The 21,759-nt window shown below is 39.4% G+C and carries 22 protein-coding genes and 2 pseudogenes; 20 read left to right on the forward strand and 4 right to left on the reverse strand.

What is annotated here, in order from left to right; translation table 11 throughout:
* Together PG418_RS17170 and PG418_RS17175 are read left to right on the forward strand one after the other, a co-directional pair.
* On the forward strand, nt 1-954 hold a 954-nt coding region (locus PG418_RS17170; protein ID WP_498837779.1), incomplete at its 5' end, for a DUF6070 family protein.
* A gap of 8 nt (nt 955-962) precedes the next feature.
* Nucleotides 963-2,195, forward strand: coding sequence for a DUF6070 family protein (locus PG418_RS17175; protein ID WP_117559235.1), 1,233 nt, complete (start codon nt 963-965; stop codon nt 2,193-2,195).
* 64 nt (nt 2,196-2,259) lie between these two features.
* On the opposite strand, the gene PG418_RS17180 is transcribed toward PG418_RS17175, so the two are convergent.
* Both PG418_RS17180 and PG418_RS17185 read right to left on the reverse strand, forming a co-directional pair.
* Nucleotides 2,260-4,059: a BlaR1 family beta-lactam sensor/signal transducer gene (locus PG418_RS17180; RefSeq protein WP_412596234.1), complete on the reverse strand. Its 1,800-nt coding sequence runs from the start codon at nt 4,057-4,059 to the stop codon at nt 2,260-2,262.
* 18 nt (nt 4,060-4,077) lie between these two features.
* A complete protein-coding gene (locus PG418_RS17185) occupies nt 4,078-4,446 on the reverse strand; it encodes a BlaI/MecI/CopY family transcriptional regulator (protein WP_005341664.1) in 369 nt (122 codons plus the stop codon).
* Nucleotides 4,447-4,604: 158 nt separating this feature from the next.
* Here PG418_RS17185 and PG418_RS17190 point away from each other — a divergent pair, with 158 nt between their 5' ends.
* Together PG418_RS17190 and PG418_RS17195 are read left to right on the forward strand one after the other, a co-directional pair.
* Entirely contained in the window at nt 4,605-5,027 is a 423-nt protein-coding gene (locus tag PG418_RS17190; protein ID WP_006428644.1) for a winged helix-turn-helix domain-containing protein, read from the forward strand.
* 58 nt (nt 5,028-5,085) lie between these two features.
* Nucleotides 5,086-5,427, forward strand: a complete 342-nt coding sequence (locus PG418_RS17195; RefSeq protein WP_026649399.1) for a hypothetical protein — start codon at nt 5,086-5,088, stop codon at nt 5,425-5,427.
* Nucleotides 5,428-5,608: 181 nt separating this feature from the next.
* Here the strand turns inward: PG418_RS17195 and PG418_RS17200 are convergent, their stop codons facing one another.
* Entirely contained in the window at nt 5,609-5,971 is a 363-nt protein-coding gene (locus PG418_RS17200) for a helix-turn-helix domain-containing protein (RefSeq protein WP_055181100.1), read from the reverse strand.
* A 485-nt stretch (nt 5,972-6,456) separates the two neighbouring features.
* Between PG418_RS17200 and PG418_RS17205 the strand changes: the two genes are divergently transcribed.
* The 7 genes from PG418_RS17205 to PG418_RS17235 all read left to right on the forward strand — a co-directional run bounded on the left by PG418_RS17205 (nt 6,457) and on the right by PG418_RS17235 (nt 14,958).
* On the forward strand, nt 6,457-6,870 hold the full coding sequence (locus PG418_RS17205; RefSeq protein ID WP_498837780.1) for an RNA polymerase sigma factor: 414 nt from the start codon (nt 6,457-6,459) through the stop codon (nt 6,868-6,870).
* 650 nt (nt 6,871-7,520) lie between these two features.
* A complete protein-coding gene (locus PG418_RS17210; RefSeq protein ID WP_028088125.1) occupies nt 7,521-8,042 on the forward strand; it encodes a type II toxin-antitoxin system PemK/MazF family toxin in 522 nt (173 codons plus the stop codon).
* A 9-nt stretch (nt 8,043-8,051) separates the two neighbouring features.
* Nucleotides 8,052-8,234, forward strand: a complete 183-nt coding sequence (locus PG418_RS17215; RefSeq protein WP_028088126.1) for an excisionase — start codon at nt 8,052-8,054, stop codon at nt 8,232-8,234.
* Nucleotides 8,235-8,334: 100 nt separating this feature from the next.
* Nucleotides 8,335-9,582 (forward strand): tyrosine-type recombinase/integrase, encoded by a 1,248-nt coding sequence (locus PG418_RS17220; RefSeq protein WP_044925643.1) that lies wholly within the window; start codon nt 8,335-8,337, stop codon nt 9,580-9,582.
* 1,173 nt (nt 9,583-10,755) lie between these two features.
* On the forward strand, nt 10,756-11,982 hold the full coding sequence (locus PG418_RS17225; RefSeq protein ID WP_368276625.1) for an efflux RND transporter periplasmic adaptor subunit: 1,227 nt from the start codon (nt 10,756-10,758) through the stop codon (nt 11,980-11,982).
* A gap of 3 nt (nt 11,983-11,985) precedes the next feature.
* Nucleotides 11,986-13,686, forward strand: coding sequence for an HlyD family secretion protein (locus tag PG418_RS17230; protein WP_498837781.1), 1,701 nt, complete (start codon nt 11,986-11,988; stop codon nt 13,684-13,686).
* Nucleotides 13,687-13,701: 15 nt separating this feature from the next.
* Nucleotides 13,702-14,958, forward strand: coding sequence for an ABC transporter permease (locus tag PG418_RS17235; RefSeq protein WP_498837782.1), 1,257 nt, complete (start codon nt 13,702-13,704; stop codon nt 14,956-14,958).
* Nucleotides 14,959-15,040: 82 nt separating this feature from the next.
* Here the strand turns inward: PG418_RS17235 and PG418_RS17240 are convergent, their stop codons facing one another.
* A complete protein-coding gene (locus PG418_RS17240; RefSeq protein WP_498837783.1) occupies nt 15,041-15,976 on the reverse strand; it encodes a LysR family transcriptional regulator in 936 nt (311 codons plus the stop codon).
* 139 nt (nt 15,977-16,115) lie between these two features.
* Here PG418_RS17240 and PG418_RS17245 point away from each other — a divergent pair, with 139 nt between their 5' ends.
* The 9 genes and pseudogenes from PG418_RS17245 (at nt 16,116) to PG418_RS17285 (ending at nt 21,664) form a co-directional block, all read left to right on the forward strand.
* The gene (locus tag PG418_RS17245; RefSeq protein ID WP_117824724.1) at nt 16,116-17,552 is read left to right on the forward strand and encodes an aspartate ammonia-lyase; all 1,437 of its coding nucleotides are present in this window, start codon (nt 16,116-16,118) and stop codon (nt 17,550-17,552) included.
* 97 nt (nt 17,553-17,649) lie between these two features.
* Nucleotides 17,650-17,778: pseudogene (locus tag PG418_RS17250) on the forward strand (ABC transporter ATP-binding protein); the annotation flags it as partial.
* A gap of 326 nt (nt 17,779-18,104) precedes the next feature.
* A complete protein-coding gene (locus PG418_RS17255; RefSeq protein WP_155512674.1) occupies nt 18,105-18,242 on the forward strand; it encodes a hypothetical protein in 138 nt (45 codons plus the stop codon).
* 4 nt (nt 18,243-18,246) lie between these two features.
* Nucleotides 18,247-19,362 carry a DUF6017 domain-containing protein gene (locus PG418_RS17260; protein ID WP_117467707.1) on the forward strand — a complete coding sequence of 372 codons (1,116 nt, stop codon included), beginning with the start codon at nt 18,247-18,249 and terminating at the stop codon, nt 19,360-19,362.
* Between the two features lie 33 nt (nt 19,363-19,395).
* Nucleotides 19,396-19,572 (forward strand): annotated as a pseudogene (locus PG418_RS17265) (helix-turn-helix transcriptional regulator); the annotation flags it as partial.
* On the forward strand, nt 19,569-20,105 hold the full coding sequence (locus PG418_RS17270; protein ID WP_117467706.1) for a hypothetical protein: 537 nt from the start codon (nt 19,569-19,571) through the stop codon (nt 20,103-20,105). The pseudogene PG418_RS17265 and the gene PG418_RS17270, both read left to right, overlap by 4 nt.
* A gap of 33 nt (nt 20,106-20,138) precedes the next feature.
* On the forward strand, nt 20,139-21,065 hold the full coding sequence (locus PG418_RS17275; protein ID WP_117467705.1) for a ParM/StbA family protein: 927 nt from the start codon (nt 20,139-20,141) through the stop codon (nt 21,063-21,065).
* A 16-nt stretch (nt 21,066-21,081) separates the two neighbouring features.
* Nucleotides 21,082-21,498, forward strand: a complete 417-nt coding sequence (locus PG418_RS17280) for a hypothetical protein (protein ID WP_270636805.1) — start codon at nt 21,082-21,084, stop codon at nt 21,496-21,498.
* A 13-nt stretch (nt 21,499-21,511) separates the two neighbouring features.
* The gene (locus tag PG418_RS17285) at nt 21,512-21,664 is read left to right on the forward strand and encodes a hypothetical protein (RefSeq protein WP_155512673.1); all 153 of its coding nucleotides are present in this window, start codon (nt 21,512-21,514) and stop codon (nt 21,662-21,664) included.
* The last annotated feature ends 95 nt before the right edge of the window (nt 21,665-21,759 follow it).

Raw genomic sequence — 21,759 nt, forward strand, 5'->3', positions numbered from 1 at the left:
TGTCTGGAAGAAAAAGGATATGCGGCAGTAGATTGTGATAATCAGATTGATATGGTCAATCGTGAAAAAGTAGAAGATTTTTGCAAAGCAGCAGAGAAAGAAGAACAGGCAGCAGTAGATATTGTTGTTGTATTTGATGAAGGGGAAATTATACAATATCATTTAAAGTCAATGAATGGAAAGATAAATGTTCGGTTATGTCAGGTTAAATGGAAGGATAATAGTCCACAGGCTAATTATTATGATGAATATGAAGCATATGAGTGGAAATATACAGAAAAAGGATACTTGTTTCTGGAGGAATATCATCCACCGGGATTTGATGGAGCACCGGGTGAAACTGGATTCAGAGTGCAGCCATTAGATAAAACATGCCGGGAATTGAATCGAAAATATGTTATGCCGTTGGGGTATGCACTTAATAATCTGTTGATTACAAATTGGGATAACCAGAATTATACGGAACTTGATTTTTATGATCTTTATGAAAAAATGTATTATATGAAATATGGAAAGCAAGTTCCATATGAAGCAAATTGTGGTGGAGCAGAATATGAAGTTCCAGAAGATGAGTTTGAAGAGGTTATAAAGACCTATTTACCATTTAGTAATACCGAGATTGAAAAAGGAACTTTTTATAACTCTGATAATAGAACTTTTAGATACAGACCGCGAGGGTTATATGATTGTGAATTCCCATATGAGCCATATCCGGAAGTTATCTCATATGAAAAATTACAAGATGGAACATTAAAACTTACGATAGAAGCAGTATGGGAAATCAGAATGTTAGATCAGGCAATCACCAGTGAATTGATGATAAAACCTATGGAAGACGGAAGTTTCCAGTATTTATCAAATAAGGTAATCAAGTCAGATCAAAATGCAAATGCAGGGTGGTATATGCCAAGGTTAACAGAAGAAGAGTGGGAAGAGAATTACAGTAATAATTAGGGGGCAATATGAAAAGAAAAAGTATTTTGTTAGTACTTTGTATAGGAATGATTCTGACTTCCTGTGAAAGTAAGATATCGTTAAACAGCACAGATGTAAAAAATGAGAAGAATCAGAAAAACACTACCATGGAAAATCCGGATAAGGGATATAATCTACCAATCGATGAAGACAAGAAAAAGGAAGCTGTGAACGATTGTGAAGAAATTATGGGCATTATCCGAGATATTTATTCTGAATATAATGGAATACAAGAAGCAGATCAGAACACTGCTGAGCAAATGATGAATCGGATGAAAGAAATTATCAAACAAAATGGGAATCCGGTCATTGGTTCCGATCATTATTCTGTTATGGATAATTATCAGAAGATGGAACAATTTTTAAAATCTGCAGAACAAGAAGAAAAAGGAAGTGTAATTTTATATGAAGCAGATACAGATGGTGGAATTACCAGAAAAGAATATAGTTATGATGGAAAAGAAATGAGTGTGATGTCCGCAAAAATGATCTGGAGTGAGGATACAGAGCCTGTACTTACATACATATCGCTATCAAAAATAAAAGAATGGGCATATACTGAAAATGGGAATTTCTGTTATGAATTATGCGTACCTGAACCACCGGAAGTGACAGAGATTGTAGATGGAAGTTGTATTATCCGGGTAAAGCCTTTGAGTGAGGAGTGTCGGGAATATTCAAAAAAATATGTGAGTACGTTCGGCTATCAGGGAAACAATCTGTTATGTTCAAACTGGAATGCGGAGGATATGCAGGGGTTGGATTATAATGGACTTTATGAATATTTTTATCAAATGAAATATGGAGAAAAATTTACTGCAGAAAAAGAGGTTGTGGGAATTCCAGCAGAAGAGTTCGAAAATGTAATTATGACATATCTTCCAGTTACAAAAGAAGAATTGAAAGAATGGGCGGTCTACGATGAACAAAGTAATATGTTTATCTGGGAACGATTGGGATGTGGTAATTATTCACCAACACATTTTGGCTTGTCTTTACCGGAAGTAACAGAAGTCAGGAACAATGAAGATGGAACCATTGTTTTGACAATTCATGCAGTATGTGATTCTGTTGTATGTAATGATGTTGTTATTACACACGAACTTACGATGAAAATTCAGGATGATGGAACGATTCAGTATGTTGGAAACAGGATTTTAGATAATGGTATTGATAATATACCGAGGTATCAGTACCGGTTAGGTAATTTGCAGAATTGATCAGTAGAGAAGAATGAAATAAAGAGAACTGATAACGGGAAATTATGCTATCAGTTCTCTTTATTTATTTCCAAATACCAAGATTAGAAAGTACAGATTCTGTTATTTCGGTAGCCTGACTTCCAGTTGCACCAGAAGAGGATTGAATATTTGTTGCGAAGTAGTAAGTATTATTCGCTGTTTCAATGTATCCGATAAACCAACCATTGACATCTTTACCATTGACACGCCCAGTTCCTGTTTTCCCGTAAAGAGAACCGGAAGAAGTAGTGGAAAGCAGCAGAGCTTTTTTTACTGCCTGGATATTTTTACTGTCAAAATGAAAATTATTTTGATAGAAATCCTGTAACAATTCCACCTGTTCTATGGGTGATATCTTCAGAGAGAAATCTGTCCAATAGAGATTTAGATTTGTTCCAGTATTCTGATTCCCATAGTTTATTGTCTGTAAAAATGTTCTTACGGCTTCAAAACCTGCCTGTGAATCAATTGCCTGAAAATACCAGTTTACGGAATTATGTATAGCCGAGGTTAAATCTTGATCGGCTTCCCATGAATTAAAAGGATATGGTTCTCCATTCCATGTGAAAGTGGAATGTTCTGGTGTAATAATTCCAGATTCCAAGCCAAGTAATGCATCATATATTTTATAAGTCGAATTCGGTGATACACGTGTGGAAGCATGCTCCATATTATAAATATTCCATTTATCAGCAGACTGATCATATAAAACAAAACTTCCAGTGTAGTCCCCAAAATTGGAAGAAAGATTTAGCTGAGTAATATTCTTTTCGGTTGTGTCAAAATGATACCCAGTCTGATCAGAAGCATAAACAGAAAGTATGGGAATGCATCCAATGATGATAGTAGAGACGAATATGCATATAAGATATCCACGAATTTTTTGTTTAAAAGTAGGTTGGTGGAATGATGCAATATTTAAAATGCGTCCTTTTAACTGTTTTATATTTCCACTAATTCCCATAGTAAGAGGGAATGGAGACAGAGCTATTGTTTCGGCAAAGTTAATCAGTGTATTTCCATATGACTTGTATTCTGTTTCTTTCAATAATTGTAATACAGCACTGTCGCAGGCAAGTTCCCGTTCCTGTCGTATTCTTTTTAGAAAATACCAGATTAGGGGATTGAACCAGTAGAAAACATTTACTGTATTTATCAAATATCCAATTAGAATATCTTTATGCTTGTAGTGCTGCAGTTCATGAAGAAGCATATAGCGAATATCAGTTGCGCTTATAGTTCCAGCGTTAAAATCTGAAATCAAGTGAATTGGAAGATAAATGCGAGGATGCAGGAAACCAGCCAAAACAGGAGATTTCAAAAATGCTGTACTATAAATCGGAATGGTATGCTTGCTGTTCACTTCGTTTAAACATTCTATATAAAGAGCGTTGAGTTCTTCATTTTGAAGAGGTAAAGCAGAACTATGTAAGGCTTTTACTTGTTTTACTGAGCGGTAGAGAAGAAAAAACATTATGAATATACCGATACTCCAGAAAAATACAAGTAATGTGTGAATAAAAGTTGGTATTTGGGTGCTGACAGAGACAGCAAAATCATTTATTTTATCCAAATTATAACCATTACCAGAAAGAAAAGTGGTTTGAATGTCACCATTGGTACTTGAACTGGCTGTCAGCAAATGTCTCCACGATATAGAAGATGGGGCAGAGTTTATCGGTAAAAAGGGAACAATTAGAACGGCAAGAAATATAATCGAAAGATTATATTGCATACGTGCGGATAATTGCCTTTGCAATAAATTTTTTAATCCCAGTAAACTACCTAAAAAAATACAAATGATGGCATTACAGAGTAAAAATCGAAAACTAAAATATATCAAAATATGCTCCTCCCATGGTTAATGATTGGAAAGAAGATTCCGTAAGCTGGCAATGTCTTCTTCAGACAATTTATCATCCTCAATGTAAGAGGCAAGCATAGAAGTGATATTACCATTATAATATCGCTTTAAAAAAGAATTACTTTCTTGCCGAATATATTCGTCTTCCTTGACCAATGGAGTATAGACAAAAACCCGGCTTTGTTTTTCATAGGTTAGTGCTTTTTTAGAAACGAGACGTTTAATCAATGTCTGAATTGTTTTAGGACTCCAACTGGAAATTTGTGTTAATTTTTCAGTAATTTCATTGGTGCTGATTGGTGCGTATTTCCAAACGATTTTCATAACTTCAAATTCAGCTTCTGAAATTTGAGGCAGATTGCTCATGTGATATTCCTCCAAATCTTACAAATGTAATAAAAATATTATATATCTTAAAAGGTTATTTTGTCAACGAAATAAAAACTTGACTTTAAATCTTACAGATGTAATAATAGATAAAAATTACACTTGTAAGATTTGAAATGTGAAAGGTTTTTATAAAAATGGGAAGGGTAGTTGTTGTAACATTTGATGAAAATGAGGAAGAAAAATTAAATGAATTATTACATTTTCTGTCTGCTAAAAAATACTCTGAGATGCCTGATAAACAAAATAGGGTACTTGATTACGGAGCATTAAAAATAAATGCGGAATATCGTTCTGTAGAAAGTAATGGTGAGCTGGTTCAATTGACGAATTATGAATTTGAAATATTATATTTGCTGGCAAAAAATCCAGGACGGATATTTTCAAAGGAACAAATATATACACAGGTGTGGAAAGAACCATATTATGGGGCAGAAGATAATGTTATGGGCATAATTCGGAGAATCAGAAAAAAGATTGAGCCAGATTCTGCAAAACCAAGATACATTTTAAATGTATGGGGTATGGGATATAAATTTAATGGTGAATTGATGAAATGATGGAATATAAAATTGGGCATAATAAGTAAAGATACCCAAAATAGCAGGAGAAATTTTTATGGAAAATGATATTTGGAATGAAATATCCTCTTTTTTGAACCAGTTGCGTTGTGAGAATATAAACAGAGAAAGTTATATCTATTTCCAAGAACTTGCAAATATTCAGTTGAAGAAGAAAATGGAAAAAGAAAAGGTGAATAAACTTCTCGATCATATAAGTAATGAGGACAGGGAGAAGTTGAAGCAATATGGAGAAATTTTGGAAGAAGAAGCGTTTGTGTCAGAACAAAGGGCATATTGTCAAGGATATGTAGATTGTATTCAGTTATTGGCTGGTTTAGGACTCTTGAAAAAATCGACGGATATGGAAAAAATAATTAGCGAGATGAAAAGCAATTAAGTGTGTTGTGGAGGAAAATGTAGTATTTGATAGATAAAAGGATGTTCGTAAAGAAGAAACAGTTATGTTATATCAAGTTGTAATGATATAGCATAACTGTTTTTAACATATGGTAATAGTATTTATTCCACTAATTTTAAATATCGGTAATTATCAGCTATTTATCGGTATTTTACAAGTTTTATTCTGTATCATTAGTAGTGTCTACGTTAGAAATAAAAGGATTAGAATCTAGCAAAGCTGTCGTAGTTGCAAGAATTACCTGTAACTGATAATCATTGCACTGATTTAAGAGCCGAAGAATCTGATCATATGTAGAATTATTTTTATTCTGATTTGGATAAACGTAGTCATCAGCAGAAATATTTAAAGTCTGCATGGTTTTACAAAATAATTCCAGACTGGGACCGCCTTTATGGCGTTCGAGGTCTCCAAGATAAGCCGCCGATATTCCGAGTTTTTCAGCAAGAGCTTCTTGTGTTAAATGCATTTCCATACGCCCTTGTTTTACTAAAGTGGCAAATAATGTTTTTGGAATATCCATGTTTATATACCTCCATAAACTTAGTGTATTACCCTAAATTTGAAAAGTGAAAAGGGTGTAACATTAGAAAAAATACAGGGTATTACCCAATGAATGAGAAAGCATACAAATCTCTTTCGGTTAAAAAAAACAGATTCCGAAAGAGCAGTATTTGTATGCTTATTTTCTTTTCCGGAATCTAACCGGAGAAAATATGGTTCTTAGCAAGAGTTCAGCTAAAAAATTCTGTTCAACAGAAGGTATTCAATTAAAAAAATCTCAACAATTTCATTAGTAAATGTTGGAATTGAAACTAGGGTAAGAGCCAATAATGAATCCAGGGTAATAAAATATCGAATTAAATGCGTCCATAGGAGTGAAATCTGTCAGGGCGTTTTTTGTTACCTAAATATTGAGAATGAACAATTCCTAACAAGGACGATTGTTCGTATTCGTGCCCCGCCTACTGATCTGAATTCAAAAAAATTCAGATCGGAGGAAAGGACATGGAAGGCAGACAGCCAAAAAGAAGAAAAGATAAATACAACCCATATGAAATCTATGAGAAGGACGGAAAATATTATGTTTCATTCCGCAATGGTGAAAAAGAGTACAAGGATTTGGAAATAGGAAAGAGTGTATATGAGGCTTTTAATACGTTTGAATTGCAGGATGTGTCGCATATGAATGTTGTGGACAGGCACATTGAGCAGTCAGAAGTATGGGATTCCAGTTTGTATGAACGGATATTTCAGAAAGAAGAAAGTGTAGAGGATACGGTTCTGAATAAACTGGAAACGGAACGGTTACATAGTGCAATCCAGCAGTTGTCGGAAATTCAGAGAAGACGATTGATGAAGTATTATTTTGAAGATAAGAATTATGAGCAGATTGCACAGGAAGAAGGCTGCTCTTTTTAAATGGTAGCAAAGTCTGTAAAAGCAGCAATCAGAAATTTGAAAAAGATTTTGAGATAGTGGGTTGAAAAATAGCGTTTAAGTGAGGAAACAGGTGGAAAGAGAAATATTCTGATCCACCTGTTTCTTCTTTTGTTATGAAAAGACTGGGGAGCGGGACGAACCTTGACAAATTCATATACATTCATCAGGCACATTCCTGTTGTTATCGTGATGAGCGTAAGCCACATTAACAGATACGCCATAACACGGATTGGGTAAAGACAGCGAAATCCCACCCGTATACTTCCTTTTGGTTTTAGTTTGTATTGCCCAGACTGTTGAGCGAAAAATATCTGGTTATAACTGTCAGATTGCTTCTGGCAGGGCGATAACAGACAACAGGCATAATGATACTCCTGTCCGGTCATAAAGTCGTGTATACAAAATATTTCTTTGATGCCGCAACAAGTGAGGGCAGCTTCAGGAGATCCCTGGAGAGGAAAAATCCCAATCCCACATATTTATTTTAAATAAAATCCTGTGGAGCTGATTAGCAGTCAGCCGTCTGATGATTTCCCAATTACAAGTCGGGACGTCGGGGACAAATAGGCTTGTATTTTACATATTTAGGAATAACAACAGTTAGAAAGTCGAGAGGAGATAAAGCAAGGATGGAAGATAGAAACGTCAGGCGTGGGGATATTTATCATGCCGACCTTGATCCTGTATTTGGAAGTGAACAGGGCGGTTATCGTCCGGTGCTGGTGATTCAGAATAATATAGGAAATAAATACAGTCCGACAGTGATTGTGGCAGCAATTACAAGTAAAGAAAAAATGAAACTGCCGACACACATTGCAATTCCAGAAATCGAAGGTCTGGAAAAGGATTCTGTAGTGCTGTTAGAGCAGCTTAGAACTTTAGATAAAAGACGGTTGGAAAATTATGTATGTACGTTGAACCGGGTAGAAATGGAGAAAATCAATAAAGCAATCCGGAGAAGTACCGGGATACCGAAAATCATTGAAAAACCGTTGGTCGTGAGCCTGTGCAGAGTATGCGCAGGCAATTTTTATGATGTGCCGGGACATTATATCCGGAGGGTGAATCCAGAACAGCGATATAAGGATACTTGTATGTTTTGCAATATCAGAAAAGGATATGACTATTATATAGGAAAGAAGCGAGTGTGAGGGTAGTATATGGAGCAAGAAAAGGTACTTTTAAATGTAGAAGAAACAGCAGCTTACTTGAATCTTGGGATGACGAAAACTAGAGAATTGATGAGAGAAAATGAAAAAATATTTGTTGTCAGAATTGGCAATCGTAATTATGCACATAAGCTCTTACTCGATAAATGGCTGTTAGCACAGGTCAGAAAGTAAGTCAAGAATGCGAAACAAAAATTCGCATGTTTGTTTTGCACGTTTATGAATGGTAATTTGAAGGAGCAACAGATAAGAAGTTTTTCAGGAGGAAACAATTATGGCAAAAGCATTACCAAGAGGAGTTAGAGAGAAGAACGGTTCATATGAAGCAAGAGCGGTTGTAAACGGAATTAGAATCAATTTATATGGAACAGATCTAAACGAACTGATGGAAGAATTTGAAAAGGCAAAAGAAAATGCCAGGGATACATTGGATTATAGAAAAACCAGAATCACATTGAATGAGTGGTTTGAAGAATGGTTTTCAGAGGTAAAGCAACACCGGGTGAAAGAAACGAGTATTGCACCGATGAAAAATAATTTCAAAAGAACATTTGGTTTTTATATCGGGTCAATGAAGCTGAAAGATATTAAACCGTTGGATGTTCAGAGAGCATTAAATGCAATGGAACAGAATCAAGTATCGCACAGTGCAATGCGAGAAGCATTGGGGCGTTTAAGAGAATGCTTAGATTTTGCATTAGGAAACCAATTGATTAAAGTAAATCCATGTTTGATTGTAGAAGTACCATGGACATTTAAACAATCAAAAGAAGAAATTGCATTAACCCAGGAAGAACAGGACAATTTCCTGAGTGAGATGGAGGATAGCTGGTATAAAGAAATGTTTTATTTCATGTGTCTTACAGGTGTCCGAGTTGGAGAACTTGGTGGAATGAAATGGAGCGATATAGATTTAAAAAAGAAAGTAGTTCACGTCAGACGTTCCTTGAGTTGTAGTTATTATAATGGAGAAAAGAGAATGATGCTTGTAACTCCTAAAACGGTAAATTCAATCAGAGAGATTCCGTTTTTAGGAGAAATGGAAGAAATATTAAAAGCTCAGAGGAAAAAACAGAATAAGCTAAAAGAGGAACTGGGCAGTCGCTGGAGAAGTACGGATGATTTAAAAGATTTGGTATTTACAACAGGTATGGGAAGTCCCTGCGTCAGATATGTTGTAGAGAAAGAAATAAAAAAGGCTTTAAAGAGAATGAGAGAAAAAGAAGGAGTTCTGGCAGTACAAGAAAATAGAGAACCCAGAGAGATCAGGGACTTCCACCCACATAGTTTACGACATACGTTTGCTACAAGATGCTTTGAAAAGAAAATGGAACCGAAGGTTGTCCAGAGGTTGATGGGACATTCGAGTATCAGCATCACATTAAACATTTATACACATGTCTTGGATAATATAATGGAAGAAGAAATTAAGAAATTTGGAGTGGCGAAGACACAGACACCGGAAGAATATTATAATGAAGAAATTCGAAGGGCTAGAATTTCGGCTATGAGTCACTGCTGATTATAAAGTTGGGGTACGAAAATACTCCCCAACTTTATAAAAAGGATTCCCCAAATAAGAAAAAATGAAATTGAAATCAGGCAACAAATGCTCAGAATCATTCCCCAACTTAAAAAATTGGGGAACACAGGAAATCGTTAATTAGCCGGAAAGACCAATTTCTTGAAAATACTGATAAATACATAGCTGTATTATATATAAGTAGCAATACAGGCAGGAATATAATTTCAAAGTTCACAAATCAGGCTGGAATGTAATCTAAAAGTCGCAAAACAGATGAACGCATAATCTTACAGTTCGCATAAGAATTTGAACCGTATGATTATCATGTAAATCAACGAAAAACCTTGAATTTCCTATGAAAATGGGATGATTCAAGGTTTTTTTGCGTTGCCAAGCATGCGACAAAAAGGTCCGGTGGACCTTTTTTAGTGTTGGGGAATAAATTTTGACTTATCGTAAATTATCGCTATTTATGCATGAAATTGGGTAAAAGTTGGGGAGTGACTTGGGGACTTTCAATTCCCCAACTGGCGTGTGAAACTTCGCCTCATTCTTCTGAAATAAGTAGGCGAAGATTGCCTGTTTTAATTTGTTAGATTCTGTTCTTGCAAGTACGAGGATTTCAACAGTGAGTATGTCGTGATGCTTAATCAGGCAGAGCCGGACAGAGCAAAACTGGCCACACTACTAAATATCTCCACAGAACAGATGGGATATATGCGGTGAAGAGTTGAAGGTTATAGACAAAGTTACGGAACGATCGTTGTGGGGAGATTATTTATGTAGAAATAAAAGAACGAAAGTTCAGTCAAAAGATTATATGACACAGAAATGAACGAAAATTTAAGAAAATCTAAATAGTATTTCCAACTGTTTTCCAGTATACTGAAACTATGATTGGATATCGGAACGCAAGTTACGGGGCGATGGTATTGTGCGATAACTTAGAGGGACAAATTGGATCTGGAAAGTGCTGCGGGTTCCTTATTGAGGCAATGGAGAGGAAACTCAGGAATCGTGGAAGGTTTTCCTGAACACGATTCCCGCTTTCAGAGGTTCCTCGGAATGGTTTGCCGAAGGGAAGCCGCAGCACTTTCCATATACACTTTGTCGGACTAACTTCAACAAACTTTTACACCTTAAAAGTAGAATGATGAGGAGGGAATGAAAATGAATGTAAATGGGAATTTCAAAGACAATCTGAAGGGGAAGAAAAAGGTGATTTTTATTGTATGCTTTATTTTTGCAGTCGCTCTGATTGCCGCAATCCTGCACATGGTTTCAGGAGGGGAAAAGGATTCCGCGAAGAACATCTACTACGCGGATAAGGTCAGCGTGATCACCGGAAACGGAAGCGGAACCGTGAACCGCTTTGCAGGCGTTGTGGAGGCGCAGGATACTTTGAAAATCTCACTTTCAGAAGGACAGAAAGTGAAAGAGATTTTCGTGGAAAAAGGGCAGGAAGTGGAGCCTGGGACGAAACTCTTTGAATATGATACAGAGGAGCTTGCGATGACACTGGAGCAGGGGAATCTGGAACTGGAGAAGATAGGGAACAGTATTTCCAATCTGAATTCACAGATTGCGGCCTTAACGACAGAGAAAAAGAATGCACCGGCAGGTGAGCAGCTTTCTTATACAACGCAGATCCAGGAGCTGCAGACGAATGTAAAACAGGAAGAATATAATTATAAAGTAAAAGAACTGGAAGTGAACCGGACGAAGAAGAGTCTGGAATCATCCACGGTGACATCCACGATTGCAGGAATTATCCAGGAGATTAATCCAGATCCTGGTTATGATGATTACAGTGGAGAAAAGCAGGCATTTATGAGCATTCTTTCTACCGGAAAATACCGAATTAAGGGAAAAATCAGTGAACAGAATATCGGTGAGCTTCAGCCGGGAATGGATGTGACGGTGCGGGCAAGGAATAACCAGGAGGAGATCTGGAGGGGATCTGTGGATGTGATCGACACAGAAAAACCGGAGAGCAGTTCACAAAGCGAGATGTATTCCGGTTCGGATTCTTCTGCCCGGGCAACTAAATATTCATTTTATGTAACGCTTGAAACCAGTGATGGTCTGATGCTGGGACAGCATGTATATATCGAGCCTGGAACCGGAGTAAATACAGAGGGATTACATCTGATGACTGCTTATATTGTAGATGCAGACGGGAAAGAGCCTTACGTTTGGGTAGCAAATAAAAAGGACAGACTGGAAAAGAGAAATGTAAAGCTTGGTGCTTATGATGAGGAGCAGGATACATGGGAAATCACAGAAGGACTGAAAGAGACGGATTACATTGTCTGGCCGGATGGAGAATGTAAAGAAGGAGCAGCCGTTCAGAAGAACGAAAATGTACAGGCAGGAGGCATGGAAGAGGGGGAATAAAGGATGACTTTTCAAAAAAGAAATAAGAAAAAAATTCTTCAGATCGGGATTGCTTTGGTTGTCTGTGTATGTTTCATTGGAGGCGGCATTATATTTGCAATGAAAAAAAGTGAAAAAGCGGTCAAGGTTGCACCGGTAGCCAGTATGAGTAATGGTGGATGGTATTCAGAATCGGATATTTATGATTATGCGAAGGTGCAGGCAGGTGCGAGCCAGGACATTTACCATGATGATACCCTTACGATCAAGGAGATTTATGTCAAATCAGGGGATACGGTGAAGATCGGCGATCGTCTGGTTGCCTATGATACTACGCTTGCAGGACTTGAGCAGGAAATGAAGCAGATGGAGATTCAGGGGATTGAACTGAATATTCAGAATCAAAAGGCAGAATTAGAGCAGCTGAAAAATGCAAAGATTGTTTCGTCTGTTGAAAGAAGCCAGGATGAGCTGCGGAAAATGACTGCAAAAGGAACCAGACCTGGAATAATACGGACTGCGGATGCAAAGAAAAATGAAGGGGAAAATCCGGATACTTCCGAAAATCCTGAGCAGCCGGAGACACCAGAAAATCCGGAAGGACCGGAAAAACCATCAATCGGGAAGCCGTTTCCGGAAGAACTGAAGGATAAGATCATTTATAAAGAGATTACAAAGGACGCTGCTCCTTATAATGAAGATGGAGATGGAACAAAAGAAAAGCCGTATCGCTATCTTTGTGCGCCGGGAGCAACGGTAAATGCGGAGTTCATGCTGAAAATGCTGGAAGAGAGGGCAGTCTGTATCTTTGATGTAGTGGATCAGGAGAAGGAACCGACGCTTCTTTTATACTCCTGGACGCTGGACGGAAAGACCGGACAGGTGATAAAGCCCGAAAATCCGGAGCAGCCGGGGACACCGGAAGAGCCGATAATTCCGGACGAACCGGATAACCCTGGTGGATATGAAGAACCGGATCTGGGAGAGGCAGATGGAATGACCAGGGAAGAGCAGGCAAAGCAAATCCAGGAAAAAGAGCAGAAGATCAAGGACCTGGATCTGGAAAAGCGAACAGCACAACTGGAATTGAAAAAGCTGGATAAAAAAGTAAATAATGGTGTTGTAAAGAGTACAGTAGAGGGAACGGTAAAAGCTGTACTTGACGAAGAAGAGGCAAAGCTGGAGAATAAACCGGTTATATCTGTGACCGGAAAAAATGGTTGTTATGTAATCGGAGGGATTGCCGAAAGCAGCTATGATAAATTAAAAGAGGGTATGACTGTGATGGTGACTTCCTGGAATACGGGGAACTCTTATGAGGCAACGATCACCAGTATCGGTAATTCACCGGTTGAAAGTATGAAGAGCAGCGAGAATCCTAATATGTCCTACTATCCGTTTACTGCAGTGGTTGAGAAAGATGCAGACCTTTCATCTGGTGAGGGTGTCAGTATTTCCGTAGACGGACTTTCGGGTGACAGTGGGAATTCGATTTACCTGGAACGGATGTTCATAAGAGAAGACGGAAACCGCTCCTATGTATACAAGAAAGGAAAACATGGAAGGCTGGAGAAGCAGTATGTAGAGGTTGGAAAAAATATGTACGGTTCCATTGAAATCGTTTCCGGACTTACCATGGAGGATGAGATTGCATTTCCGTATGGAAGAAATGTAAAAGAGGGTGCGAAGACAAAGACAGTGGAGTCACTGTATGATTATAATTAATGAGGGGGTGAGGAGATGCTTGAAGATATCAGGCTGGCATTTCAGGGAATCTGGAGTCATAAGCTGCGGTCTGCGCTGACGATGCTTGGTATTATTATCGGAATCGGATCGATCATTGCAATTGTTTCAACGATCAAAGGAACCAATGAGCAGATCAAGAAAAATCTGGTTGGCGCGGGAAATAATGCGGTCAATATCCAGCTTTATCAGGGAGACTGGACACTGGATCTGTCTTATCAGGAGGTTCCGGATGGAATACCGGAGATTTCAGATCAGGTACTTGGTGAGATCCAGGCACTGGATGAGGTGGAAAGTGCAGCCCTTTATCACAGACGGAATGAATATGATGCTGTATATGCAGGCAGTCAGAAGCTGGCAAGCTGTAATATTTTTGGAATAGATTCCAATTATCTGGATGCCTATGGATTTCAGATCACAAAAGGGCGTGGCTTTTCCGAAAAAGATTTTACTGCAAACCGAAAAGTTGTGCTACTTGATAAAACGACAGCCACAGCTCTATTTCCGGATGGAAATGTGATTGGAAAGATTATTGAGGTTAAAGGGGAGCCATTTACGGTGATCGGTATGATGGCGAGAAAAGAAAATTCGCAGCCGGTGATCAATTCAATGGAAGACTATTATCGTTATGTATCCACGGATGGAAGTGGAACGATCTGTATTCCGGATGCACTGTGGCCGATTATTTATCAGTACGATGAACCGCAGAATCTGGTTGTCCGCGCGACAAGCACAGATGAGATGACTGCGGCAGGAGAAAAGGCGGCAGATATCCTGAACAGTTACCTGACCGTGTCTGATGAGACGATAAAGTATAAAGGGGAAGATCTTCTGGAACAGGCGAACCAGATCCAGGAGATCAGCAGCTCGACGAACCAGCAGCTGCTCTGGATTGCAAGCATTTCACTTCTGGTTGGCGGGATCGGTGTTATGAATATTATGCTGGTGTCTGTGACAGAAAGAACGAGAGAAATCGGTCTGAAAAAGGCACTGGGGGCAAGAAAAAGAAGGATCCTGACGCAGTTTCTGACGGAAGCGGCAGTACTTACCCTTCTTGGAGGTCTGATCGGTGTGGCAGGAGGGATTGCGCTTGCCTATATTATTTCCGCAGTCTCGGCAGTTCCGGTGGCAATCAGCGGAGTGTCTATTCTGGTCGGAGTAGTATTTTCCACATTGATCGGAATTATTTTCGGACTCCTTCCGTCGGTGAAGGCGGCGAACATGAATCCAATCGATGCACTGAGAAGTGAGTAGGTTTATGTAGAGAAGAATTATTTGTCGGATCCAAGATTGCAGATAAATGGATAGTATCTGTTCTACAGGAAAGTGGCGTGCCTTACTGGCACGCCATTTTTAAAAATTCTTCCATTGCCCTTGTCTGGTAGCGACCATTTTTCCAGTAGAACCGGATGTCACGGCTGCTTTCGCCTGCAGGAAGCTTATAGTACACCACATCAGAGGTAAGAGGTACTTTTGAGAGCATGATATCTCCGATAAAAGAGATTCCCATGCCGGAGCAGGTGATGTTGTAAGAAGTCATCTGCTGATCCATTTCCAGGATGATATTTGGTTCAAAGAGATTGTTCTGGCAGATCATACGGGCACGTTTTCCAGTGTCGTTTTCCGGTTTCAGCATAATAAAAGGCTCACTTTTAAAGCGTGTCAGAGGAACGGGAGGACAGGATTCTTCCAGAAATTTTTTGCTCAGGATATCTTCTACAGGAAGCTGATAGGAGCACAGCGTATTATTGATCGGGAATGCTCCCGGAACAGCAAGGATCAGGTGCTCTTCCTGAAATTTACGGCAGCCGTAGATGGTGGCATCCAGAACACTGCTGTCCAGCATCAGATCCAGCTGCCCGTGTCGCAGCATACGGGCAAGATTGGCAGTGGTTTCTTCAACCAGGCTGATCTGGATCAGAGGATATCTGCGGGCAAAATCCGCGATCAGCGAAGGCAGGATCCAGGAGGAAAACAAGTTGCTTCCTCCGAGGGTGAGTGTTCCTTTTTTTAGGTCGCCCCAGTCGTTTGCAAATCCTTCAAATTCATTCTGGATACTTTTTATTTTTTCTACCGCTTTGATATACTGTACCCCACATTCGGTAAGGGAAAGTGGTTTGGTACTCCGGTCAAAGATCGGATATCCGATGTGATGCTCGACACGCTTTACGTTGGCACTGAGTGAAGGCTGTGAGATAAATAACTTCTCAGCCGCCTTGGAAAAGCTTTTTTCCAGATAAACTTCATAGACATATTCCATTCCCTGAAACATAGGTATTCTCCTTTGTCATAGTTTTAAAATTATAGTTACTATAAAAATATATGTATTAGATTATATTGTAACACAGAGCTATAATGAAAACAACAAAGGCAATACGCCAGAGAAAAATGGAAAATCGAGGGATTTTGAGATGGAAAATGGAAAAGAAAACAAGACAGGTTATCGTGTAGAACAGGATTCAATAGGGGAAAAAGATATTCCGGGAGATGTATATTACGGGGTACAGTCATTGCGTGCTGCGGAGAATTTCCGTATTACCGGGCTGAATATGCATCCGGAGATCATCAACAGTCTTGCGTACATAAAGAAAGCATCTGCGATCACCAACTGCGAGAGTGGGATTCTGGAAAAGAAAAAGGCAAAAGCAATCGTACAGGCATGTGATGAAATCCTTACAGGAAAATTGCATGAGTACTTTATCGTAGATCCGATCCAGGGAGGTGCGGGTACTTCTCTGAATATGAATGCAAACGAAGTCATTGCCAACCGTGCGATTGAGATTCTTGGCGGGAAAAAGGGAGATTATTCAGCAGTAAATCCGAATGATGATGTAAACTGCGGACAGTCCACAAATGATGTTATTCCGACAGCTGGCAAGATGACTTCACTCAGACTTCTTCAGAATCTGAAAAAAGAACTGCTCAGACTTCATGGAGCGCTCTGCAAAAAGGCAGAGGAATTTGACCATGTGATTAAAATGGGACGCACCCAAATGCAGGATGCAGTTCCGATCCGTCTGGGTCAGGAATTTCAGGCATATTCCGATGCCATCATGCGTGATATCCACCGTATGGATAATGCGATGGACGAGATGCGTACCGTCAACATGGGTGGAACGGCAGTCGGAACCGGAATCAATGCAGATGAAGCCTATGTAAGCCGCATTGTTCCGAATCTTTCAAAAATATCTGATATTCAGTTTGTCCAGGCTTTTGATCTGATCGATGCAACCCAGAACCTGGATCCGTTTGTGGCAGTATCCGGTGCAGTGAAAGCGTGTGCAGTCACACTTTCCAAGATTGCCAATGACCTGCGTCTGATGTCATCCGGACCAAGAGCCGGATTTGGTGAGATCAACCTTCCGGCAAAGCAGAATGGTTCTTCGATCATGCCAGGAAAAGTGAATCCAGTCATCCCGGAAGTAGTGAACCAGGTCGCATTTAACATCATTGGAAATGATGTGACGATCACGATGGCAGCAGAGGGTGGACAGCTGGAACTGAATGCGTTTGAACCGATCGTATTCTACTGTCTGTTCCAGTCGATCGATACACTTGCTTATGCAGTGCAGACTTTTATTGACAACTGTGTGACAGGAATCACAGCCAATGAAGAGAGATGCCGTCAGCTGGTAGAGAACAGCATCGGCGTAATTACTGCAATCTGTCCGCATGTAGGCTATGAGAAAGCAGCGGAGATTGCGAAAAAAGCAATGAAGACCGGGGAATCCATCCGTAATCTGATCCTCAGAGAAGGTCTTTTAAGTGAAAAAGAGATGGAAACCGTTCTGGATCCGGTCAATATGACAGAGCCAGGTATTTCTGGAAAAGAACTTCTCAGAAAATAAAGAATAAAATTTTTCTAAAAGACATGATTTTCTCCTTTTAAGGGTGTACAATGAAACATACGCGTTTCATGAGTTACAACTTAAAAGGAGAATTTTTATGCTTCAAATTCAACATATCTGCAAAGAATACCGTACAGGTACGCTGGTACAGAAGGCACTGGATGATGTAAGCCTGAATTTCAGGGACAATGAATTTGTTGCGATCCTGGGACCGAGTGGTTCGGGTGATTATGTTAAAATAAGACTAAGTTAGCAGATTCCTTATAAAATAAGGGCTCACGCCAATTTAGTCTTTTTTCTATTATACCATAAAAGGTAGAAAATTCATAGACCGGGAATGAATTTTTCATAGTAAAAATCAAATGGCAGGGGCTCTTAAAGATAGAAACCTATTGCTACTGGTCCTGTCAAAATTATATCCATTCTCACAGGCGGTCAAGTTTGTGAAAAACCATTCGGTTACAATATATTGAAAAAAATATGTTAAGGACTAGGTTAGTTAAAAGATTCTGTTAGCTGGCTTAGTCCTTTTTTTCTTGGGAGGACAGAGCAATGATAAAGGTGATTATGATTGTTGGAATAATTTTTTTCCTCGTTTCGTTGTATGCGTGTCTGGTGGCAGGCAAAAGAGCAGATGAAGAAATAAGTGCTTTATTTGAAAAAGAAAAGAAGCAGGGGAGTGAGGAATAAACGTATGAATGGAGGTATTTATAGCACTGGAAATGAAATTGTAGATGAAAATGCAAAACTGAATATATCTGGAAATATCATTCCGCAGGTGTGGTATCGGACAATCATCAGAGAAAGTGGAAAGCCAAATCTAACAGCTATTATTATACTGGCAGATATTGTGTACTGGTATAAGCCTACAGAAATCAGAGATGAAGGAACCGGACAGGTCATTGGGGTAAGAAAGAAATTTAAGTCAGACCTTCTTCAGAGAAGTTACCAGCAGATCAGCGAACAGTTTGGGATTTCCAAAAAAGAAGCGACAAATGCAGTGGTATTTTTAGAGAAGCTGGGTGTGGTAAAACGGGTATTTAGAACCATTTCCATGAATGGGATTGTTGTAAATAATGTTCTGTATCTGGAATTGATCGTAGACCGGTTAAAAGAATTGACTTATCCAGAAGAAACAGGAGCAGATCCGGTTTCCTTTGAAAAAAGAAGAGAGAAATCCAAAGCAGAGAAAATCAGTCCCCATACAGTCATAGAGGAAGAGATACATTTTGTAGAAGAGAGGGCTGTCCCTTTCCAAAGGGAGAGGGTGTCACCATTCAAAGAGGGAGCATACCCCGACAGGGAAACAGAGCCCTGGATACCCAAAGAGGTACCTCAGACTGATAGCGGGCAGACAAATACAGAGATTACTACAAAGACTACAGCAGAAAGTACTCAAAAGAATACAACAGAAATAGGGAATGGGTATAGAGATAATCCTATCTTATCCTATCAGGCAGCAGAAGAACAGTTCAAAGATCAGATTGATTATGATGCGATATGGATAGACAGACCTTTTGACAGAAAACTGCTCAATGAGATTGTAGGGATTGCAGTAGATGTTTTGACGTCCAATGCAAAGACCATAAGGGTAAATCAGGAAGAACGACCTCTTGGCATTGTACAGGGAATGTATAAAAAGCTGGATAAGTTTACCGTAGAGTATGTGATAGACTCAATTAAGCAGTGTACAAGGAAAGCCAATAATATCCGGGCAGTGCTGCTTACCGCTTTATACAATGCCACATTGACAGCAAACAGCTATATATCCAATCTGTTTGCTTATCAGGAAGCTATCCCTCAGACGTAAGGAGTGTGATAGAAAGTAACAAAATTAAGAAAATTCAGGACAGCTCATGGATATACACAGATAGAACTTGCGGCTGTCTTGGGTATCAGTCTTCGGACGTATCAGAGGATTGAATACGGACAGCAAAAGCCCAATGTATATGTAGTTGTCCGGCTTCAGCGGTTATTTCAAAAAGATATTAGTGAGATTATGGAGGAATATACAGAATGAGGGAAGAGAGGTTTCGTATTCAGTGCCCCGAACATTTTCAGGTTGGAGATTCAGGGCGTTTTGAAAAATCTTCACAGGATAAGGATTTTGTAGTAGATTATGCTCCACCGGAAATGTTTGAAGCTGGGATTGTCTTACAGGAGATGGGGACGGAGGGAGATACCTATTGCACAATGTATGTCTATTTTGCCCCGGAGGAACACCTTCCGGTTTATATGGACAGCATGAAATACGATTTACAAAAAGTATCCATTCGGAAAATTTTTGTTGATACCGAAGAATACCTCATAAAAGTAAATGAGAAGACAAAAAAGTTTTATGCAGGTGAGGACGATTGTTGGGGTTCTTATACGGAACTTTACCGGAAAGAGAATGGGGAACGTCTGACTGACGCAGTGATTGTTTTTCTGTGTATGCCAGATGAAATGAAGTTTCAGGAAATGGAAGCTGTGATGGGGGAACTGTTTGAAAAACTTCCTGTGATAGACAAAGAAAAGAAAGAAACAGGTCAAGAACCAAAGAGGACAAGATAAAATACAAATTATAATTTTCAGGAGGATAAGAACGTGGAAACTAAAATGATTATTGGAATTGATCATGGAAATCGTAACATGAAAACTGCAAATACGGTATTTTCAGCAGCAATCCAGCCTTTGCAGGCAAGGCCGGACAGCCTGGAGCACATTCTGGAATACCAGAACCAGTTTTATTATGTGGGAGGGAAAGTGCCGGAAAAGGAGTGCGTGGATAAGACAGAGAATGAAAATTATTATCTTCTTACCCTTGCAGCACTGGCGCAGGAAATGCGCTGCCGGAGCCTGACAGACGCTTCCGTAAAAATGGGAGCTGCCCTTCCGCCCAGAAGATTTCAGCAGCAGAAAGAAAGTTTTAAGAAATATTTGTTAAAGACAAAGGAACTGCATTTTCGCTATGAAGGGGTACATTATCATGTGTCTTTGGAAAATGTGTTTGTTTTTATGCAGGGGCATGTGGTGATCCATACGCTTTTAGAAGCGGTTCCCGGTTATTGCCTTTTAGTAGATATTGGTGGAGGGACTACCGACCTGGTAGAGTTTGTTGACGGAATGCCGGACGGGAAGTATTCGATTTCGGATAAGGCAGCTTTGTACTGTATCGGAAAAGTCAATGAGGAAGCCATTGCTAAAACAGGGGCAGGGGTACCGGCATATATTACAGAAGCATTTATGAGGACAGGAAGCTATGACTGCCCGAAGCAGTATCAGGATGTCATAAAAAATTGTTTGAAGTCCTACGCAGAGGAAATTTATGGTATCATACAGGCAAACCATTATAATCTGGATCTGACCAAAATGGTGTTTATGGGCGGTGGTTCTTCCATTGTGGAGCATTTTGGAGCCAATGATGGAAAAGATGTACAGTTTGTAACAGATATACATGCCAATGCAAGGGGCTGTGAAGAAGCAGTGAAAAGTATTATCCGGGCAAAACAGAGGAAAATGCGGACAGCATGATAGGAAGTGAAAATTTATGGATACGGAAAAAGTATATACAACTTCACTGCGGCTGTATAAAAGCAGACCGGTACATCATCAGGCTTATCGGTATCTGAAGGAGTATAACAAAGATATTTTCAAGACAAAAGACGACTTCATAGCAGAAGCAATCGTTTATTTTGCCAAGTATCTACAGCAGGAAGAAGAAGTACAGCAGATGAAACTATTAAATACTCTTCTGGAGAACCAGAAAGAAGAATTTTGTAAAATCGTAAAAGAAGCGGTTTCAAAGGCACAGGAAGAAGCCTTTGAGAAGCAGGGTGTGCTGGAAAAGGCCGTTCAGGGAGAACTTTCTGACGGTGGAACGATAGCAGAGAACAGGGAAAAGGAAGAAGCCTGTATGGAAAAAGATTTACGGTTTGCGGAATTTTATGGGGCATTTGAAGAATAAGGAGGAAAAAGATATGGCAGTAGGAAGAAGTGTATGGGAAGTTGTAAAAGGGATTTTCATTGCAGTGGGGAAACTGCTGTATCTGACAGGGAAACTGGTGATATGTTTGTTTCTGCTGGTTCTGCAGCTTGTTTTGGCAGTGTTCCATGCAGGAAGCAGGGAATAGAAAGGGGATTGACAGGTGCATTGGATACGGGACAGACCGTATACAAAAGATAGAAAAAAGAAGATAGAAAATGGAAAGCAGGCTTGTGTGGCCTG

Origin of the sequence: Bariatricus sp. TF06-38A, from assembly GCF_027690675.1 — a bacterium.
Classification (GTDB): Bacteria; Bacillota; Clostridia; order Lachnospirales; family Lachnospiraceae; genus Allocoprococcus; species Allocoprococcus comes.

What these genes read in the sequence shown, in the direction of transcription:
- PG418_RS17175 (WP_117559235.1), top strand. Translation starts at nt 963, where the DNA reads ATGAAAAGAAAAAGTATTTTGTTAGTACTTTGTATAGGAATGATTCTG.
- PG418_RS17185 (WP_005341664.1), bottom strand. Translation starts at nt 4,446, where the DNA reads ATGAGCAATCTGCCTCAAATTTCAGAAGCTGAATTTGAAGTTATGAAA.
- PG418_RS17190 (WP_006428644.1), top strand. Translation starts at nt 4,605, where the DNA reads ATGGGAAGGGTAGTTGTTGTAACATTTGATGAAAATGAGGAAGAAAAA.
- PG418_RS17195 (WP_026649399.1), top strand. Translation starts at nt 5,086, where the DNA reads ATGGAAAATGATATTTGGAATGAAATATCCTCTTTTTTGAACCAGTTG.
- PG418_RS17200 (WP_055181100.1), bottom strand. Translation starts at nt 5,971, where the DNA reads ATGGATATTCCAAAAACATTATTTGCCACTTTAGTAAAACAAGGGCGT.
- PG418_RS17205 (WP_498837780.1), top strand. Translation starts at nt 6,457, where the DNA reads ATGGAAGGCAGACAGCCAAAAAGAAGAAAAGATAAATACAACCCATAT.
- PG418_RS17210 (WP_028088125.1), top strand. Translation starts at nt 7,521, where the DNA reads ATGGAAGATAGAAACGTCAGGCGTGGGGATATTTATCATGCCGACCTT.
- PG418_RS17215 (WP_028088126.1), top strand. Translation starts at nt 8,052, where the DNA reads ATGGAGCAAGAAAAGGTACTTTTAAATGTAGAAGAAACAGCAGCTTAC.
- PG418_RS17220 (WP_044925643.1), top strand. Translation starts at nt 8,335, where the DNA reads ATGGCAAAAGCATTACCAAGAGGAGTTAGAGAGAAGAACGGTTCATAT.
- PG418_RS17225 (WP_368276625.1), top strand. Translation starts at nt 10,756, where the DNA reads ATGAATGTAAATGGGAATTTCAAAGACAATCTGAAGGGGAAGAAAAAG.
- PG418_RS17230 (WP_498837781.1), top strand. Translation starts at nt 11,986, where the DNA reads ATGACTTTTCAAAAAAGAAATAAGAAAAAAATTCTTCAGATCGGGATT.
- PG418_RS17235 (WP_498837782.1), top strand. Translation starts at nt 13,702, where the DNA reads ATGCTTGAAGATATCAGGCTGGCATTTCAGGGAATCTGGAGTCATAAG.
- PG418_RS17240 (WP_498837783.1), bottom strand. Translation starts at nt 15,976, where the DNA reads ATGTTTCAGGGAATGGAATATGTCTATGAAGTTTATCTGGAAAAAAGC.
- PG418_RS17245 (WP_117824724.1), top strand. Translation starts at nt 16,116, where the DNA reads ATGGAAAATGGAAAAGAAAACAAGACAGGTTATCGTGTAGAACAGGAT.
- PG418_RS17255 (WP_155512674.1), top strand. Translation starts at nt 18,105, where the DNA reads ATGATAAAGGTGATTATGATTGTTGGAATAATTTTTTTCCTCGTTTCG.
- PG418_RS17260 (WP_117467707.1), top strand. Translation starts at nt 18,247, where the DNA reads ATGAATGGAGGTATTTATAGCACTGGAAATGAAATTGTAGATGAAAAT.
- PG418_RS17270 (WP_117467706.1), top strand. Translation starts at nt 19,569, where the DNA reads ATGAGGGAAGAGAGGTTTCGTATTCAGTGCCCCGAACATTTTCAGGTT.
- PG418_RS17280 (WP_270636805.1), top strand. Translation starts at nt 21,082, where the DNA reads ATGGATACGGAAAAAGTATATACAACTTCACTGCGGCTGTATAAAAGC.
- PG418_RS17285 (WP_155512673.1), top strand. Translation starts at nt 21,512, where the DNA reads ATGGCAGTAGGAAGAAGTGTATGGGAAGTTGTAAAAGGGATTTTCATT.